The following is a 17,497-nucleotide window of genomic DNA, read 5'->3' on the forward strand; positions in this document are numbered from 1 at the left end:
AAAATTCATTTGGGTTAGAATTACCTTAGTTACAAAATTCGTATAAAAAAAGGATTGCATGATGTTTGACACAATGCTAAAAGCCAGTGCAAAATACACAGCAACGCAACGCAACGCAACGCAACGCAACGCAACGCAACGCAACGCAACGCAACGCAACTAGCCAAATTACACCCTAAATTTTTCTTTTTGTCTTTTCTAGCAACATCATCACTGTTGCTACCTACCGCAAGTTTTGCAAATCCTGCAAATTCTACTCAAAATCAAGTTTCAGAAGCTCTCCAAGTTCCCCAGCTATCAGCCAAAGACAGTTACGGCTGTGAAGCCTTTTTATGCTTTGCTGGTGGTCTGCATGAACCTGCTTGCCAAAAAACGATTTTACAAGTTAAACAAGATTTAATTCGTGGTCGTGGCTTTCCCCATTGCCCCAGTGTGGCTAATGCTGATGGTTCATTTGGTGGTCATGGTTCATCTCGTGTTTGGACACAAAACACCAAAAAGCGTGTGTATGTTTATGTTCAAGATGCTGACGGCACTACTCGCCAAGTTGCAAACCTAAGAAAACGCTAGGCTAGGGGGTTTTGTTATGCTTGATATGGCAATGATGGCAGAGTGTAGCCCAAACATGCACCCAGTGCTTGTACAAGCGATTGTAAAAACAGAAAGTAATTACAATCCTTTTGCTATTGGTGTTAATCGTGGCAATCGTTTGACAAGACAGCCAAGAAGTTTTGGTGAAGCGGTTTTGACTGCCAAACGCTTACTTAGTCAAGGTGTAAATATTGATTTAGGACTTGGGCAAATCAATTCAAGCAATTTGAATTGGTTAAATTTGTCTGTTGAACAAGCCTTTACCCCATGTGCCAATCTGCAAGCATTGCAAAGGGTTTACCTGACTTGTTATGACAAAGCTGGCAATACTGGTCTTGGCGATAGAGTGCAAAGAGCATTTAGCTGTTACAACACAGGTAACTTTACCAAAGGCTTTAACAACGGTTATGTTACCAAAGCCACGAATAATCTTAATGATTTGATTGCTAAGGCGACAAATTCTGACCAGTATTTAACACAAACAACCCATACCGTCAAAAATGCCCCTAGAAACGCCGTAGAGCCACAGAAAAGCAATTTAGGTATAAACATACCACCTAAGGCACAAAATTCCAATATGAGCGTTTCTGTGCGTTCTGATAGCCATTTAAATAATCAACCACAAATCCCTGAAAATATCCAAGCTGAAAATGTGCCTGTGAAAGTACACAACAGTTGGGACATTTTTGGGGATTTTTAATTTTTAAGACAAAAGGAAAATGTGATGAACATTAAAACTTTGAAAGCCGATTTGGCCAATCAAAATGCCTTTAAAAATAAGGTTTCTAGCCTGATTTTGGGTTTGAGCGTCATGCTTTTAACCAGCAATTCTGCTTTTGCAGATTTGGCTGGTGGTTTGAATAAAGCTGAGGACACCATAACAAAAATTAAAGATTGGGGTATTGGTGTGGCTGGGGTTGCAGCGGTGATATATATTCTATGGAAAGCCCTAGAAACTTGGCGTTCTCGTGGCGACTGGGGTGATTTTGCCATTTCTGCGTGTTATGTGGCGATTGCTGGGGCAAGTCCAGCCATTGCCAGTTGGGCTTGGACGGCATTTCAGTGATGGATAATTTTAAAGAATACCCAAGCTATAACGCCCTTGACAGAACAGCGATGTTTATGGGCGTGCCATTATTACCAGCAGTCATGCTGTTAATGGTGGCACTGCTCATATTCCTAGTTGGTGGCAACACTTTTGGCGTTGCTGGTTTTATGTTTGGCTTTGTTGTTTTTCCTGTTTTTTTGTTTTTAAGGCAAATCTCTCAAACAGACGATAGAGCGTTGTATGTCTTGTATTTAGAGATGATTTTTAAATTAAAAAGAGTGGCGTTTAGAGAATTTGGCAACACTTTAACAATGACCCCAGAGCGGTATCTAAGACATGAAGAAGTTATTTTACAAAATTTTAGAGCGTTTGACAGCCGTACCAAATGAGATACCCAAGCTTCGCTTGCACGTTTCTGACACGGCTATTAGCTTTGAAGAGAATTACATTTCTTCTGTCATGGAGTTTGATGGCATTGTCTTTGAAGCCATCTCTAACAATGTCTTAGAAAATGACTTTGAAGCCCTAAACCTTGCTTATGCTGAAACGGCAAAAGAAAAAGCAGGGCGATTGTCATTTCACTGCTATCAATTAAGACGCAAAATTGACACCGAAAAAGAGTATCGCTTTGACAATCAATTTTGCCAAGATTTTTCTGATAAATACTTACAGCGTTTTAAAGACACTGATTATTATGCCAATCGCTATTACATTGTGTTTACGCTCAAATATGGCACAGACTTAGATGAAGCCATCAATGAGCTTGAAGCGGTTTGTGATAGATTTGCCAAAACATTGAGCAAATACGAACCAAGAATGCTGTCGGTTTATACCAATCAAAACGGCATTTTATGTTCACAAATTTGGGAGTTTTTTTATGAAATCATCAATTCTGAGCAGTCTGTGGGCGGTTGTCCCATAACTGGTTCGCCAGCTTATGATGTGTTGCCAGCGTCCAATTTGCATTTTGGCTTTGAAATTTTGCAAATCAAAGGCGTGTTAAAAAATCGCTTTGTGGCACTGTGTGATTTAAAGGATTTCCCCTTTACAACCAAATTAGGAATGTTCAATGGAGCAAGCCTTGCTTTGCCATTTGAATACAATTTTGTTCAGTCTTTTGTGGCGTTAAGCCCTGTCAAATCGCTTGAACTTATTGACAGACGCTTAAATGAACTTCGTTCTGTCAAAGATAAAGCACAGCACCAACAAGACGAGTTAGAGCTGGCACAAGGTTACATTCAGTCAGGTGAGATGGCATTGGGTGGTTATCATGCGGTATTGGCAATCTTTGGTGAAACACAAAAAGAGGCCATGACAAACGCCATAAGTGCCATGGCAAGTTTTTCTAACAACGCAGGGGCAATTTTTAGAAAATCCACAGCGTCCGCCCCAGCCAGTTATTTTAGCCAACTGCCCAATTACTGGTACATTCCCAGACGAATGATGAAGTCCAGTCGTAATTTGGCAGGTGCGTTTAGCATGCACAATTACAGCCGTGGTAAGGCAAAAGGTAACCCCATTGGGGACGGCACGGCGATTATGCCATTGCAAACTCGCTCAAAGACCCTGTATGACTTTAATTTTCATTTCACCAATCCCCTAGAAGATACCATAGGCGACCAAATTGCAGGGCATACGCTGATTTTGGGGGCGACAGGTACAGGTAAAACCACCTTGCAGACAACGCTCTTGGCATTTACTCAGCGTTTTAACCCTGCCATGTTTGTGCTTGACAAAGATAGGGGCATGGATATTTTTATCCGTGCCTTAGACGGCGATTACTTCGCCATTGAAGAAGGTAAGCCAACTGGCATTAACCCTTTTCAGTTTGAAGATGGCCCAAAGTTGCGAGACTTCTTGAATGACTTGGTTGTGGGTTGTGCCAATGACGGTTCAATCACTTGCACTTCCGAAGAGCAAAACCAAATCAAAAACGCCATTGACACGGTGATGAGCTTGCCTGTGCCACTAAGACGCTTTTCAGCATTGTTGCAGTCTATCCCTGCTCGTGGTGGTAACGAACTACACGCAAGACTGCTCAAATGGTGCAACACCGAAGAAAACCAAGGGCGGTTTGCGTGGGTGCTTGATAACCCAGTCAATCAGTTTAACCCTGATGATTTTAAAATCGTGGGTTTTGATGTGGGGTCAATTTTAAAAGAGAACTATCAGCCTACTGAGCCGTTACTGGCGTGTTTGTTGTATCTAAAATCACAGATGATTAAAAACCACGGTCTTTTGTGTACGGTGGTGGAAGAGTTTTGGTTACCGCTTAAATACAAGACGCCCCAAGAGATGATGTTAGATGTACTAAAAACAGGGCGTAAGCGTGGCGAGTTCATGATACTTGTTACCCAAAGTCCAGAAGAAGCGGTTAATTCGCCCATTTTTCCAGCGATTGTTCAGCAAACACCAACAAAAATTTTACTGCCCAACCCTGATGCTGAATATAAAAACGAGCAAGGGGGTGGATACAGTCGCATCGGTCTGACCCAAAAAGAATTTATCCAGCTACAACGTTTGGCACTGGACAGTCGCACATTTTTAATCAAGCAAGGTCATCAGTCCAGTTTTGGTGTGCTTGATTTGTATGGCTTTGACGATGAAATCAGTGTGCTATCAGGCACGACCAAAAATGTTGAATTGCTTGATGAGATATTAACTAATTTTGAAAAACAGCCCATCTCTGATGTTTGGTTGCCCATTTTCTATGAAGCTAGAAGACAAAAGAAAATGGGGGTGTTAAACACAAAAGAGCTGGTTTATCAACACTTGGCAAAAGCAAGCTAAGTTAATTTAATTTAAGGAATTTAAAATGAAAGTAACGTTTATTCATGCAAAAAAGGCCATTTTTTCTTTTGTCTTACTAACAACAATGGGGGTGGTAAATGTTGCCCACAGTGCCATTCCTGTGATTGACCCAGCTGCCATTGCCCAAGCGGTGCAACAGGTACAAAATCAAGTGCAACAAATCCAAAACATGCGTCAACAGTTAAAGGCGGTTACTGACAATGGCAATTATGCAAGCCTACTCAATGACCCAAATTTAAGAAAACAGCTCAATAAATATCTACCAAAGGGCTATACCGACATTATCCAAGCGGTACAAAAAGGAGACGCTGGGGCGTTGCAATCTGTCTACAACCAAGTGTTGCAATCAGAACAGCAAAAGCGTTCAAACATGACAGGGATAGAGCGTGTTAAGGTCGCCCAAGCGGCCCAAGAAGCCCAAATGATTGTCATGATGAAGCATTTGGACACTCGTTCAAGCTCTATGCAAAATTTGGTTAATCAAATTAACCGCACCCAAAATACCGCCCAAAAACAAGACTTGATGAATGCCTTACAAGCCGAACAAGCGATGATACAAATTGATTTGGGTAAAATGCAGGTGATGATGAAGTTGGCAGAAGAACAAAGAAGACTTGCAAATAAGCAAGCTGGGGAAGAATGGCGTAAAGCACGCTTTAAAAAATAAGATAAGGCAAAGGCGATGGATATTTTCCAAAGTATTTTTGAACGCATAGATAATTTAGTAAAAAGTGAAATTATGGGCAAAACCGCCGAAATTATGAATATGCTATCGCCTATTTTTTTATCTGCTTTTATTATTTATGTGATGCTGGTTTTTTGGTCTTATTGGCAAAATCCAAATCCTGAAAACACAATGATTGATTTAATCAAGCGTGTCATGGTTTGGGGTGTAATCATTAGCTTTGGTATTAATATTGGTAATTATAGCAATACTGTTGTACCAATTGTGCTTGGGTTGGGTGATGGTTTAAGTCAGGCATTTAGTGGTCATACTGGCTCTAACGCATCGTCTTTGGACGCATTAGCAAGTCAAATTGTAGATTTGGTTAATGCTAATGCTCAAAAGGCTTGGGAGACAGATGGCATTGTTGAAACAATTGGAGCTGTTATAGATACAACGATAAACAATGCAATTATTTTAATTGCATCAGCAATATTTTTGGTTATTGCATCAGCATATATTATTTTAACAAAGGTTTTTTTAGCAATTTTGGCAGTTGTTGGGCCAATATTTATTACTTGTTTTTTATTTCCAGCTACTCGGCAATTTGGCATGGCTTGGATAAATCAAGTGGTTAATTATTCTTTTTTGATGTTATTTATAAATATCGCAGGTGGATTTTTTATTGCTTATATTAATGATGTTTTAAGTGCAATGACCACAGGTCTTGCACAAAGTGGAACATCTCTTGACGGTGTTATTGCAACATCAGCAATAATGCAAATTGTATTAGCAACTTTGCTGTTTGTGGTCATATTATTAAAACTGCCTGAATTGGCAAGTGGCTTGGCAGGGGGTATTGCTGCAAACGGTTTTGGTAATTTAATGAATAATGTGAGAATGATGAGACAACTGGGGGGAAATAAAGGTGGTGTCAAAAAAGGTGGTTCAATTCATGAAAAATAATTATTTATATCTGGCTTTACGCCATTCATCAACTTTCTTTTTACCATCAGCTTCATTAGCGTTTTTACAATTAGCATCAGATTGTTTATTTTCGGCACATTCGGCCAATACTTTGGCTCTAACATCGTCATTTGCCAAGAGATAATCAACCGTATAGCTTTCTTGGCTTTTACCACAGCCAGCTAAGGCGGTCAAAGATAGGGCGATTAGACAAACTTTTTTCATGGTAACGACCTAATTTCATAAAATTTAAATGCACAAATTTTATCACAAAGGGGCTTTTATGTCTAAGTGTTTTTTGATTGTTTTGTCGGCGTTGAGTGTGGCAGGTTGCGTAAGTCAAACTGTACCAAAAAATCCGCCCTTGGTGTCTTATTCCCAAAGAAATTGGGTGGCGGTCAATGCCAACGACTTTGTACCGCCCAACGCCAAAACCTATGTCAAGGTTGAACAGATTGATTTAAGTGCTGTTAAAACTGAGCAGCCAGCACCAGCACAGCAGGAAAACTAACAATGGGAATTTTCAAAAAGTCTAACAAACCCAAAAAACAAAAGGCGGTAACTGCCAAAGAAGCCAGCCATGACTTTATCAATGCCAGCCGTGCTTTTGAAAAATCACGCATGGGTGAGATTGAAAAAAGCCGTGTTTTGGCGTGGAAAATCGCCTTTGGGGCGTGTGTCATTGCGGTCATCAATGCCATTGCCATCATTGGCTTAACCCCCTTAAAGACCGTTCAGCCCTATGTTATCCGTTATGACAACAACACAGGGGCGACCGATATTGTAACCATGTTTAACGGCATTGAAGATGAAGCCCAAGCAGAGATTAGTGCCAAATATTTCTCTGCCATGTATGTCAATTTGCTAGAAAGCTATGACTGGTACACCCTGCAAAGTCAAGTAGATAAGCTTATGATGTTCTCAAACAAAGACATGCAACAGCGTATCAATAACAAATATGCCATGCCTGACGCACCGCACAAAATTTATGAAAACTCAAAAAGAGTTGAAGTAAAAGTTAATAATGTCTCCATCATTGATAAAAACGGTTTGGTGCAAGTCCGCTTTACCAAGACTATTGTTCCAACTAATGGCGGTAATTATAACGCCCAAGAGCAAACATTAAGCCCAGAGCCACAGGTTAAAAAGTACATTGCCACCATCGGCTATGAGTATGTTAAAACCCCAGCTGTTGATGATGTCAGGCTTGTTAATCCCTTTGGGTTTACGGTCATCAGCTACCGTGTTGATGAAGAATTTGGGAGCTGATTATGCCAATCAAATTATTTTTCTTTTGTCTTTTTAGCATATCTGCCTTGTACCCAACGCTTGCAATCGCTGAAAGTTTGCCACAGTCGGCAGGGTTAGATGGCCGTGTACAAGTGTTTGATTATAGCCCCAATGATGTTTATGTGATTAACGCCCAAGCAGGATATGCCAGCCTTATTCAGCTAGAAGACGGCGAATTTATCCATGATGACGGTGGTTTGGGAATGGGGCTTGCTGACAGCTGGAACATTGCTGTTAAGGGTAACAACATCTTTTTTAAGCCAATTAGCCCAATGCCTGACACCAATTTGATTTTGATTACCAATAAGCGAACTTATGCCTTTGTGCTAACAAGTAGCCAACACCCAAGCAATGTCAGCTACATTGCACGCTTTAATTATCCAGTCATCGCCAAAGTGTCTGATGCCCCTGTTTTGCCTGAATATGTGGTCAAAAGCCACACTTTGGCGGACGGTAGAGATGTTTATATGGACGCCGATTTTAACAAAAACTATCTCTATCGTGGGGCGGACAACACCAAGCCTACTAATGTTTGGGACGATGGACGATTTACATACCTAAGATACAATCACGCTTCCGACTTGCCTGTGGCTTATCGTGTATTGCCTGATAACAGCGAAATGCTGGTTAATACGCATATTGAGAATGATACATTGGTTTTACAAGAAATTGGGTCGGTTTATCGCTTGCGACTTGGTAATGAAGTTGGCGAAATTGGCAACCAATACAACCATAAACCAAAATTTAATGTCAATGGCACAAGTGATAAGGCTTGGCAACGAGTGGACATTCAAGGGCAAGGGCAATAATAAGGGGACGATATGGAAAATCCAAATGATGATAAAAATACCATCATCTTAGATGATGAGCCAGATACAGAATTTTTGTCCAAAAAGGACAATAAAAAAATCAATGAAGCCACAACGCCTGATGATAAAAAAATAGATGACATACCGTCCGCCAACGCCCAAGGGCGAGACACCGATAACAACAAAAAACTAAAAACATTGGCGATTTTTATTGGGGCGATTGTGGTTGCAATCGCTGGGATTGTCATGGCAAGTTCACGATACAGCGAAAACAAAGAAAAAAGAAAAGCCCAAGAAGCCGAAGCCATCGCTCAGAACCATAAGACAATGGCAACTGGCACAGTGGACATTAAAAGCGACCAAGCACAAATCCAAAACTCAAAAATGTATGACATACCGCCCCCAGTAGACGCAACGACTGATGAGCAAGCGGACGCAACACAGACACCGCCAGTAGTAACGCCAGTAGAAGAGCCTTATATACCCCCACCAAATCCTGTGCCGACCAGTCAATATAACGATACGGTAGCTTATGCCCCTGCCCCTGTACCAGCTCCAACCTATGAACCCAATCCTGCCTTATTTGATGATGAGATGATGCAACAGCCAAATGTGCCACAACCCCAAATACAGCCACCTGCTGATGTGTTGGTTGATGTCTATGGTGCAAAGGCTTTAAGAGCCAGTACTGAGCAACAAAGTCAAGATAGCCAGCGTGCAAATGCAGCAGAAACGGCGAAACGGCGTTCAAACACCAGTTTATTACTGACAAAAGGCACAAGCATTCCGTGCGTTCTAAAAACCAAAATTGACAGCACATATCAAGGCTTTACTGTCTGTCAAGTGAGCAAAGACGTTTATAGTGCCAATGGTCAAACATTGCTGATTGAGCGTGGTTCAAGCGTATTTGGTGAGCAAAATGTACAGCTAAACCAAGGTCAAGCAAGGGTCTATGTGATTTGGCAACGCATTGAAACACCAAAAGGTGTGTCGGTGAATGTGGACAGCCCAGCAACAGGGCAACTGGGTGAAATGGGCGTTGGTGCAAGGGTGAATAATCACTTTGGCAAACGCTTTGGCGGTGCGATTATGCTAAGCCTTATCCAAGATGCCATCTCTGCTGGCACAACACACTTAGAAAAGGATAAATCCAAGACAGGACAGACCACGATTGAAAACACGTCAAGCACTGCCGAGAGCATTGCAGAAAAAGCCCTTGAAAACAGCATAAATATACCGCCAACCGCCATTGTTCATCAAGGCACATTGATTAATATTTTGGTTAATCGTGATGTGGACTTTTCAAGCGTCTATGGGGTGGAACGTGCTTACTGACACTGTCAATACTGGTTATGATAAATCAAGTGTGCTTAGGGGGTTACTTGCCCCTTTGCAGCCTTACTTTGACGATAAAGGCAACACAGAGATTGCAGTTAATCGCCCCTTTGAGATTTGGACTGAAAACCAACACGGCTGGCAAAAACACCATGCCCCAAAACTTACCTACAATCATTTAAAAAATATTGCTAATACTTTTGCTGTCTTTAACAACCTAGAAATCAATGGTGAGAACCCCATTTGTTCAGGCGTATTGCCTGACGGACAACGTGGACAGGTCATCATTCCAACAGCCTGCGAAGTTGGTACGGTGTCAATCACGATACGCCAGCCGAATTTAACTCGTTTTGAATTTGATGATTATGAGAAAAGTGGGCGATTGGATAACTGGGTTGATGTGTCAACTTTCCAGACAGACAACGTACAGTTGCCAAACTTTGAACGCCAGCGATTAGAAAGCGAAGCACAAGAAATCAAATATCTAAGCCGTTATCTGGGCATTCCTGATGATGTGAAATTACAGCTTTTTGAATTGCAAATGCTAAAAGCCAAAGCTGACAGGGATATTGATAAATTTATCCGTTTAGCATTGGAGCATAAGCAGAATATTTGTCTGATTGGTGCAACTGGTTCAGGTAAGACTACTTTTACCAAAGCCATTTGTGATTTAGTGCCTTTGGATACTCGCATCATCACGATTGAAGATACTCATGAATTAGACCTGCCTAAGCACCCTAATAGAGTACATTTGTTTTATAAAGATGTAACGCCAAAACAGTTATTAGCGTCTTGTATGCGTATGAAGCCTGACCGTATATTCCTGACTGAACTTCGTGGGGACGAAGCCTTTGATTATGTGGGGGCGTTAAATAATGGGCATGGTGGTTCTATCACAACAGTACACGCCAATGATTGCAAAAGTGCTTATTATCGCATTGGAACACTTATTAAACAATCAGAAATTGGCTCAAAAATTGATTTTGACCAAATTATGCGTGATACATACACGACAATAGATGTGATGATATTTTTGGAAAGAACCCATGTAAAACAAGTTGCCTATGACCCAGTCAGAAAGGCAAGATTGCAACAAGGTAAGGCATTATGAGCGATAGAAAGCCTGCCGAATACTTAATTATCATCATCATTGCCAATATTATTTTTGTGGCGGTGGCGTGGTTTTTTGCCAATTATGTTTTTATGGAGTGGCAAAAAATCCCAACAGAACATTTTGGCTATGACACTATTTTGAAATACCAAGATGTTTACGGACATATTGACAAGGTTGCCAAAGCCATTAAAGGCTCAATATTGGCTGGGGTTGTGATGTGGCTTGTGCTAAATGTGGTTGTTTTTACCGCTTTATTTAGCAAACCAAAGCGTGAGTTGCATGGTTCGGCACGCTTTGCCAATGACGCAGAAATTAGACGAGCTGGATTTTTGCCAAATGACAAAGAGCGAGCCAAATTACAAACCAAAAAACCGTCTAACCCCAGCATTTTAATTGGTAAACACAAAAATAAGTTTTTAGAGTTTTTTGGCAATGAATTTATGTTTGTGGCCGCCCCAACTCGTTCAGGCAAGGGTGTGGCAATCGTTATTCCCAATTTATTGCACTATCCTGACAGCGTGATGGTGCTTGATGTGAAAAATGAAAACTGGGACTTAACCGCAGGTTTCAGGGCAAAATACCAAGATGTTTACTTGTTTTCGCCCAACCCAACACCGCAGATTGTCAATGGCGAGAAAATTTACCGCTCACATCGATACAACCCATTAGACTATATTAGCCGTGATGAGTTTGAGCGAATGAAAGATATTGGCGACATTGCCAATATATTCTTTCCAGCTAATAGCGGTAATGACACGTCAGATTACTTCAATTCACAAGCACAGCGTTTATTTACTGGGCTGGTCTTGTATATGATTGAAACGCCTGAACGCCCCTGTACGCTGGCAGAACTCATGCGAATTGCAGAAAGTCCAGTACCGCTTAATGACTGGATTGTACAGACCATAGAGCAACGCAAAAGTGAAGGTAGGGAATTGTCCGCCGAATGCGTCCAAGCATTGATGAGCTATGCTGGAAACCCAGCAGAGAATACTCGTGGGGGCATTGACAGTACAATGAAAGCACCCCTAATTATCTTTACCGACCCAGTGGTTGCGGCTGCCACATCAGCGTCTGATTTTCGCCTTGATAAAGTCCGCAAAAAGAAAATGACAATTTACGTTGGTATCCAGCCTAACGCCTTGCCAAGATTTTCAAAGCTGTTAAATATCATGTTTAGCCAGCTTTTAGGGATTAACACACAAGTTCTGCCTGAACAAGATGATGGCTTAAAGCATCAATGTTTGGTGCTTTTGGACGAATTTACCGCACTTGGAAAGATTGAGATTGTACAAAAATCGGTTGCTTTTATGGCTGGCTACAATATGCGTCTTATGCTGATTTTCCAATCAAAATCACAGGTTGAAGGCGTTTATGGCAAAGAAGGAGCAAAAGATATTTTTGCAAACATGGCTTGCCAAGTGGAATACACCCCAACCGAGCAAGACCAAGCCGAAGAGCTAAGCCGTAAATTAGGCACACAGACTGTTAAGGGCAAATCAGTCAGTCGCAATCGTGGTAAAGGTGGCGGTGGCAGTATCTCAACATCAGACCAATCAAGGGCGTTAATGCTTCCCCAAGAGCTAAAAGAGATGGACGCTGAAAAAGAAATCATCTTTTTTAGACGCACGCCCCCCATTTTTTGTGATAAAGCATTCTATTACACCAGCCCTGATGTCTTTGGCAAACGCATGAAAAGAGTGGAAGAGCCAGCACAAGGGCTTGATATTCCAGCCAAACACCAACCGCCGATATTGAATATCAAGGAAACCTTGAAAATCATGCGTGGCATTGTCAAAAACCCAGCCGACCATTACAGTAAGTTGCAAACAACCAAAGAGATTGAAGCAAGCAACCCTGAATATTTTGATGCAGTGGGTAAAAATTTTGGCATTGATGAGCATTTTATGGCACACATTGACACACTTGATGACACAACTGTCAAAGACTTATTAGCAAAAGAACGCAGTAATCACATTGGCGTTCATGAAAATTGCAATGAAGTGGATTTTAACTTAGATGATGAAAGCGAGTTTGACGCTGATTTTATGCAAGATGTCCATGATGAATTTGCCAATTTATTTTAACCGATGACGGAGTTTGAAGATGAGCAATCAAGACAAACATGTAAAAGGCGAATTATTGGATTTTGGTACCGCACCCTATCAAGACAACCCCCAAAACACGCCCAGTTACTTTGTGCAATTACGCACCGATAATCATACAATCAGCAAAAAATGGGGCGTGGATTTGGAGAGAGCCATAAAAGATGCTGGCGTACAAAAAGGCGATACCATTATTTTAAATGACTTAGGAAAGCAACCTGTTAATATCCCTGACCCAAACAACCCAGCTCAATCAAAAACAGTACATAAAAATTTATGGGAAATTGAAAGATATGAGCCAGCATTAGACCTGCCAAATGCCATAGAACACGACAGTGAACGAGAGCAACAAAAAAGCCCAATGGCTGATAATACAAAACAAAAAGAAGAAACCATCATACCAAGCCAAACCCAAAAAACACCTGATTTGGCAGAGTTTGACTGGTTGCCTGATAATATTAAAAACAACTATGTGGCGATTACCAAAAATCGTTATTTAACCGACCAAAAAACCAATTATTACGATAAAAACGACAAAGACCAAGTAAACATTGCTTTTGAAGATAGAAGCAGCAGCTTACACACATCACGCCAAGATGAAAAAACCATTCATGCCATGCTGGACATGGCACAATCCAAAAACTGGACGGCCATTAAGCTAAAAGGCACAGAAGAGTTCAAGCAAAAGGCGTGGCTAGAAGCGTCATTGCGTGGCATTGAAGTTAAGGGCTACACACCAACAGAAAAAGATTTGGCGGAACTGCAAGTCAAGCAACAAGCACGCACTACCAACCAAGTAGAAATGACCGCTCAAAAACCGCTTGAAACAAATCAGCAAGCCAAAGTGGGGGAAAACCAACCGCAACAGACACCACCGACCCAAACAGGTCAAGAAACCATTTATAACAAACTACAAGACCCCAAGGATAACCAAGCCTATTTAGATAGAATTGGTAAAGATTTTAAAGGTGCTAACATCAGTAGGTTGGCAAAGAATAATAGTGAAGCCAAAGAACTTGCCAAAAACTTTACAGGCACAGAGCTTACTAATTTCCATAGTGGCATTCAGGCTGTTATATCAAATAAAAATTTAGATAAAATGCTCAGTGGAAAAGCCAGTAATAAATCAGTTAATGAAGAAATTCATGCGATTGCTGTCGCTAATGCAGATAAATTATTTGAAAATTCTGTTTTTGCTTGGCAAAGTGGTTATAAGAATGATAGCCCTGACATAGAAGCTGTTCATAGAACGATTGCACCTATGAAAGTAGATGACCAAGTGTATTTGGCTAAACTAACCGTGAAAGAAATGACAAGAGAGCAGGGTAATAGAGTTTATTCCATTGAAGCGGTGGAAGTTGAACAAGAAAAAAGCCCCATTCCAGAAATGACGGAGACAGATAATGTAAGGTACACTTCTATCCCACATCGGCTCAATGGGGCTTTGATTGACATTATAGTAAAAAACGCCCAAGAATACAATAAAAACAGTCAAGAAAAATCGCAAGATTTACAAAATAACAACAAAGACACATCAGAGCAAACCGACAAACTGACAGCTCTTGACATTAAAAAAGACATTCGCCAAATTTTTCAAAATGGTTATAAAGACGGTTCAATCAAAAGCCGTGATGAGCTGGTGGCGGTATTAAAAGAGCGTGGTTTTGAGATTAAAGAAAATGAAAAATCCATCAGCGTATCGCCCCCCAACAGCAATCAAGTTGTTAATTTAAAGGGCGAAGTTTTTACCAAAGGCTATGACGCTGTCAAATCGTTAAAAGAGCGTTTAGAGCCTGATGCCCTACAACAGACTTACTCCAACCTAAAAGACAGTGATTTGGTGCATATTACCGCTTATAAAAACAAACTCTTTGATGATTATAAAGACGGTAAACCAAAGGCATTACAGGCTTCACTGGTTCAGCTAGAAGAGAGTATTAAACAAATGGCAAAAGGCAAAGAAATGGATTTTCCTGCCCTGCCAGTTAATGAAATCAAACCTGACATACAAGTTCGCACCACAGACAACCACGATAAAAGCCGTCAGATTTAATTTTTCTTTTGTCTTTTAGCCAATGGGGATAAAAATGCGTTTATTTATAGCTGAAAAACCTGAACTTGCAAAAGCTATTTGCACAGGGCTTGGGGGTGTTTTTAAACAGCTTGACGGTTACTACCAACACCCTGTTAAGGGCGATACTGTAACTTGGTGCTTCGGTCATATGTTGGCTTTGAAAGAACCCAATGAGATAGACGCTATTTATGAAAGATGGTCTATGCAGACCCTGCCAATACCGCCGTTTCTGCCAGCTCAAAGAAAAGTAAGCAAAGACAAGGCTAAACAGGTAAAAATCATTAAAGAGCTGGTGGGTAAAGCCACAACGATTGTTAATGCTGGCGACCCTGACGAAGAAGGACAGCTGCTTATTGATGCGTTGTTACGCTTTGTTGGAAACAGAAAGCCAGTCATGCGTGTACTTATCAACGATAACACCCCTGCCGTTGTCCAAAAAGCCCTTGCTAATTTACGTCCTAATAGCGAATTTGAGCATTTGGGTTGGAAAGCCGAGAGCAGAGCCATTGCAGACCAGTTATTTGGTATAAATATGTCAAGAGTGTACAGCCTGACCGAGCAAGCCAAAACAGGCAACCGTGAAACGTTGCATATTGGGCGAGTGCAAACGCCAATACTAGGTTTAGTTGTGCGTAGAGACAGAGAGAACGCCAGCCATAAAAAGAGTTTTTATTATGTCGTTCAAGGTAATTTTATTGTTAATGGGATTGCATTTACAGCCAAGTATCAGCCAAAGGACAGCGACCCCATAGATGAAAAGGGGCGACTAATTGACAAGAATTTTGCTCAAAATCTTGCCAATAGTTTGAGCAATCAATTTGCAAAAATTTTGATTGCGAACACAACCGCCAAAGCAGAGCCAGCCCCTTTGCCGTACAATCTCATTAAGCTACAAGCCGACGCAAGCCGTTTGTATGGCATATCCGCCAAACAGACAGACCAAATTACCCAGTCTTTGCGTGAGAAACACCACCTAATCACTTACAACCGCTCTGATTGCCAGTATTTGAGTGATGAACAGTTTGCTGATGTGGGGACGGTGCTTGCTGGCATTACTGGCACTTTGCCTAATTCAGGTGTCTTTTGCAATACTGCTAATCCCAATCAAAAAGGGCGAGCCTTTAATTCATCAAAGGTATCAGCACACCACGCCATTATCCCAACACAAACAACGGTTAATTGGGGCAGCCTAAGCACAGACGAGAAAAACATTTATAAGCTCATTGCACGCTCTTATATCGCCCAATTTTATCCGCCTTATGAGTATGACGAAACCAAAATAATGCTTGATGTGGTGGTGGACGGCACACCCTATCAGTTCTCTGCTACTGCACGCTTTGACAAATCACTTGGTTGGAAAACTTTGTATCGCAAAGACCCTACCAACGAAGAAGTGGCGACTGACGAAGACACCCAATTAGCTGACCTTAGAAGTCTTGTAAGCGGTATGAGTGGACAATTAGGGCAAATTAACGCTACCGAGTGCGAAACCAAGCCTAAGCCCCTATACACCGAAGAGACGCTGTTAAAAGACCTAACACAAGTCGCCAAGTATGTCAAAGACAGCAACCTTGCCAAGACCTTAAAAGACAAAGATAAAGGCAAACAAGGCGAACACGGCGGTATTGGCACACCAGCGACCCGAGCAACCATTATGGATAAGCTATTTGATAATGGTTATTTAGAGTATAAAGGTAAATCTGTTATTAGTACCAAAAAAGCCCAAGATTTGTACGATAAGCTAGACGATATTGTACGTTTTCCTGATATGACGGCGGTGTGGCATGAACAACAAAAAGAAATTAAGAACCAAGATGATGTTCATGCTTTTATCAATGGTTTGCAACAGTCATTTATCACGCCTTTAATTGAAAGATTAAAAGTTGGTTATGTACCGCCAGCACCAAAACCAAAAGAAGACTTGTCAGGCAATCCGCCATGTCCGAAATGTGGGCGACCGCTTAAACGAGCCGAAAGCAAGTTTAAAAAAGGCGAATATTATTGGGGTTGCACTGGCTTTTATGACAAACAAAACCCTTGCAAACACACCATGGACGATAAAGACGGTGTACCAACCGAAAAAGAAGCAAAACCTGCCCAAAACCTATCAGAATTTGACTGCAAAAAATGCGGTAAAAAGCTGATATTACGACAAGGTAAAAACAAAGCTGGTAAACCTTACAGCTTTTTTGGCTGTTCAGGCTTCCCAAAATGTAAACAAAACTATGATGAAGTGGGTGGCAAACCACAATATGACTGATTTTGATGTGATAATTTTTCCCCTTAATTTTTCTTTTGTCTTTATAACTTAATAGGAAAACCATCATGAATATAGAAGATTACTTATTTAACTCTTTAACCGAAGAATACCATCAAAGCTATGTTAAAGCCCGTCAAGAACAAGGCATGACCTACATTGCTGATTATGATGAATGGATTGCAACCACTGCCAAATTAGACAAGCTAAAATTTCAAGACAAAACACACACTTGGGAGAGTAGCGAACACAACCCAGCTAATTATCCTGATTATGAGCAACAAGATGCAGATACCAAAGAGATTTGGCAGTTAAAGGGTAGGATTGCCTACAATGAAGACCAAAAAGCATTAGACAATCAAATAAATGCACTGGAAACCTTATTATCTCACCCTGATGATTTTGAAAAAATCACAAGCGATTAATTTTGAAT

17 protein-coding genes are annotated in these 17,497 nt (G+C 41.0%); 16 read left to right on the plus strand and 1 reads right to left on the minus strand.

The features are described from left to right. The first annotated feature begins 216 nt into the window (after positions 1–216). From WDM69_RS09870 to WDM69_RS09900, 7 genes are read left to right on the plus strand one after another with little or no spacing between them, the layout of a single operon-like run. Positions 217–570, plus strand: a complete 354-nt coding sequence (locus WDM69_RS09870) for a hypothetical protein (RefSeq protein ID WP_338755971.1) — start codon at positions 217–219, stop codon at positions 568–570. Between the two features lie 16 nt (positions 571–586). Then, on the plus strand, positions 587–1,291 hold the full coding sequence (locus WDM69_RS09875; RefSeq protein WP_338755972.1) for a lytic transglycosylase domain-containing protein: 705 nt from the start codon (positions 587–589) through the stop codon (positions 1,289–1,291). 24 nt (positions 1,292–1,315) lie between these two features. Then, complete coding sequence (locus tag WDM69_RS09880; RefSeq protein WP_338755973.1) at positions 1,316–1,657, plus strand: TrbC/VirB2 family protein; 342 nt, start codon at positions 1,316–1,318, stop codon at positions 1,655–1,657. Then, positions 1,657–2,028, plus strand: coding sequence for a VirB3 family type IV secretion system protein (locus WDM69_RS09885; protein WP_338755974.1), 372 nt, complete (start codon positions 1,657–1,659; stop codon positions 2,026–2,028). The genes WDM69_RS09880 and WDM69_RS09885 overlap by 1 nt, the downstream gene beginning before the upstream one ends. Further along, complete coding sequence (locus WDM69_RS09890; RefSeq protein ID WP_338755975.1) at positions 1,976–4,429, plus strand: hypothetical protein; 2,454 nt, start codon at positions 1,976–1,978, stop codon at positions 4,427–4,429. The genes WDM69_RS09885 and WDM69_RS09890 overlap by 53 nt, the downstream gene beginning before the upstream one ends. A gap of 25 nt (positions 4,430–4,454) precedes the next feature. Then, positions 4,455–5,117: a type IV secretion system protein gene (locus WDM69_RS09895; RefSeq protein ID WP_338755976.1), complete on the plus strand. Its 663-nt coding sequence runs from the start codon at positions 4,455–4,457 to the stop codon at positions 5,115–5,117. A 15-nt stretch (positions 5,118–5,132) separates the two neighbouring features. Continuing rightward, positions 5,133–6,080: a type IV secretion system protein gene (locus WDM69_RS09900; RefSeq protein ID WP_338755977.1), complete on the plus strand. Its 948-nt coding sequence runs from the start codon at positions 5,133–5,135 to the stop codon at positions 6,078–6,080. Here the strand turns inward: WDM69_RS09900 and WDM69_RS09905 are convergent, their stop codons facing one another. After that, positions 6,081–6,305, minus strand: a complete 225-nt coding sequence (locus WDM69_RS09905) for an EexN family lipoprotein (RefSeq protein ID WP_338755978.1) — start codon at positions 6,303–6,305, stop codon at positions 6,081–6,083. 58 nt (positions 6,306–6,363) lie between these two features. Here WDM69_RS09905 and WDM69_RS09910 point away from each other — a divergent pair, with 58 nt between their 5' ends. The 9 genes from WDM69_RS09910 to WDM69_RS09950 all read left to right on the plus strand — a co-directional run bounded on the left by WDM69_RS09910 (position 6,364) and on the right by WDM69_RS09950 (position 17,489). Beyond that, the gene (locus tag WDM69_RS09910) at positions 6,364–6,591 is read left to right on the plus strand and encodes a hypothetical protein (RefSeq protein WP_338755979.1); all 228 of its coding nucleotides are present in this window, start codon (positions 6,364–6,366) and stop codon (positions 6,589–6,591) included. Positions 6,592–6,593: 2 nt separating this feature from the next. Then, positions 6,594–7,349 (plus strand): type IV secretion system protein, encoded by a 756-nt coding sequence (locus tag WDM69_RS09915; RefSeq protein WP_338755980.1) that lies wholly within the window; start codon positions 6,594–6,596, stop codon positions 7,347–7,349. A gap of 2 nt (positions 7,350–7,351) precedes the next feature. After that, positions 7,352–8,179, plus strand: a complete 828-nt coding sequence (locus tag WDM69_RS09920) for a TrbG/VirB9 family P-type conjugative transfer protein (protein WP_338755981.1) — start codon at positions 7,352–7,354, stop codon at positions 8,177–8,179. Between the two features lie 12 nt (positions 8,180–8,191). Continuing rightward, positions 8,192–9,514, plus strand: coding sequence for a type IV secretion system protein VirB10 (gene virB10 / locus WDM69_RS09925; protein ID WP_338755982.1), 1,323 nt, complete (start codon positions 8,192–8,194; stop codon positions 9,512–9,514). Further along, on the plus strand, positions 9,504–10,625 hold the full coding sequence (locus tag WDM69_RS09930) for an ATPase, T2SS/T4P/T4SS family (RefSeq protein WP_338755983.1): 1,122 nt from the start codon (positions 9,504–9,506) through the stop codon (positions 10,623–10,625). Before virB10 ends, WDM69_RS09930 begins: the two co-directional genes overlap by 11 nt. Continuing rightward, a complete protein-coding gene (locus WDM69_RS09935) occupies positions 10,622–12,715 on the plus strand; it encodes a type IV secretory system conjugative DNA transfer family protein (protein ID WP_338755984.1) in 2,094 nt (697 codons plus the stop codon). Before WDM69_RS09930 ends, WDM69_RS09935 begins: the two co-directional genes overlap by 4 nt. 19 nt (positions 12,716–12,734) lie before the next feature. Next, complete coding sequence (locus tag WDM69_RS09940; RefSeq protein WP_338755985.1) at positions 12,735–14,786, plus strand: LPD7 domain-containing protein; 2,052 nt, start codon at positions 12,735–12,737, stop codon at positions 14,784–14,786. A gap of 34 nt (positions 14,787–14,820) precedes the next feature. Next, positions 14,821–17,067: a DNA topoisomerase gene (locus WDM69_RS09945; protein ID WP_338755986.1), complete on the plus strand. Its 2,247-nt coding sequence runs from the start codon at positions 14,821–14,823 to the stop codon at positions 17,065–17,067. Positions 17,068–17,132: 65 nt separating this feature from the next. Then, positions 17,133–17,489: a hypothetical protein gene (locus WDM69_RS09950; protein ID WP_338755960.1), complete on the plus strand. Its 357-nt coding sequence runs from the start codon at positions 17,133–17,135 to the stop codon at positions 17,487–17,489. Positions 17,490–17,497 lie beyond the last annotated feature (8 nt).

The organism is Lwoffella lincolnii (assembly GCF_037201985.1).
In the GTDB taxonomy this organism is placed as follows: Bacteria; Pseudomonadota; Gammaproteobacteria; order Pseudomonadales; family Moraxellaceae; genus Psychrobacter; species Psychrobacter lincolnii.

Bases quoted from the DNA above. Each gene is read 5' to 3' on its own strand.
- WDM69_RS09895 (WP_338755976.1), top strand. From the start codon at position 4,455: ATGAAAGTAACGTTTATTCATGCAAAAAAGGCCATTTTTTCTTTTGTC.
- WDM69_RS09900 (WP_338755977.1), top strand. From the start codon at position 5,133: ATGGATATTTTCCAAAGTATTTTTGAACGCATAGATAATTTAGTAAAA.
- WDM69_RS09880 (WP_338755973.1), top strand. From the start codon at position 1,316: ATGAACATTAAAACTTTGAAAGCCGATTTGGCCAATCAAAATGCCTTT.
- virB10 (WP_338755982.1), top strand. From the start codon at position 8,192: ATGGAAAATCCAAATGATGATAAAAATACCATCATCTTAGATGATGAG.
- WDM69_RS09915 (WP_338755980.1), top strand. From the start codon at position 6,594: ATGGGAATTTTCAAAAAGTCTAACAAACCCAAAAAACAAAAGGCGGTA.
- WDM69_RS09945 (WP_338755986.1), top strand. From the start codon at position 14,821: ATGCGTTTATTTATAGCTGAAAAACCTGAACTTGCAAAAGCTATTTGC.
- WDM69_RS09910 (WP_338755979.1), top strand. From the start codon at position 6,364: ATGTCTAAGTGTTTTTTGATTGTTTTGTCGGCGTTGAGTGTGGCAGGT.
- WDM69_RS09905 (WP_338755978.1), bottom strand. From the start codon at position 6,305: ATGAAAAAAGTTTGTCTAATCGCCCTATCTTTGACCGCCTTAGCTGGC.
- WDM69_RS09875 (WP_338755972.1), top strand. From the start codon at position 587: ATGCTTGATATGGCAATGATGGCAGAGTGTAGCCCAAACATGCACCCA.
- WDM69_RS09950 (WP_338755960.1), top strand. From the start codon at position 17,133: ATGAATATAGAAGATTACTTATTTAACTCTTTAACCGAAGAATACCAT.
- WDM69_RS09935 (WP_338755984.1), top strand. From the start codon at position 10,622: ATGAGCGATAGAAAGCCTGCCGAATACTTAATTATCATCATCATTGCC.
- WDM69_RS09890 (WP_338755975.1), top strand. From the start codon at position 1,976: ATGAAGAAGTTATTTTACAAAATTTTAGAGCGTTTGACAGCCGTACCA.
- WDM69_RS09885 (WP_338755974.1), top strand. From the start codon at position 1,657: ATGGATAATTTTAAAGAATACCCAAGCTATAACGCCCTTGACAGAACA.
- WDM69_RS09940 (WP_338755985.1), top strand. From the start codon at position 12,735: ATGAGCAATCAAGACAAACATGTAAAAGGCGAATTATTGGATTTTGGT.
- WDM69_RS09920 (WP_338755981.1), top strand. From the start codon at position 7,352: ATGCCAATCAAATTATTTTTCTTTTGTCTTTTTAGCATATCTGCCTTG.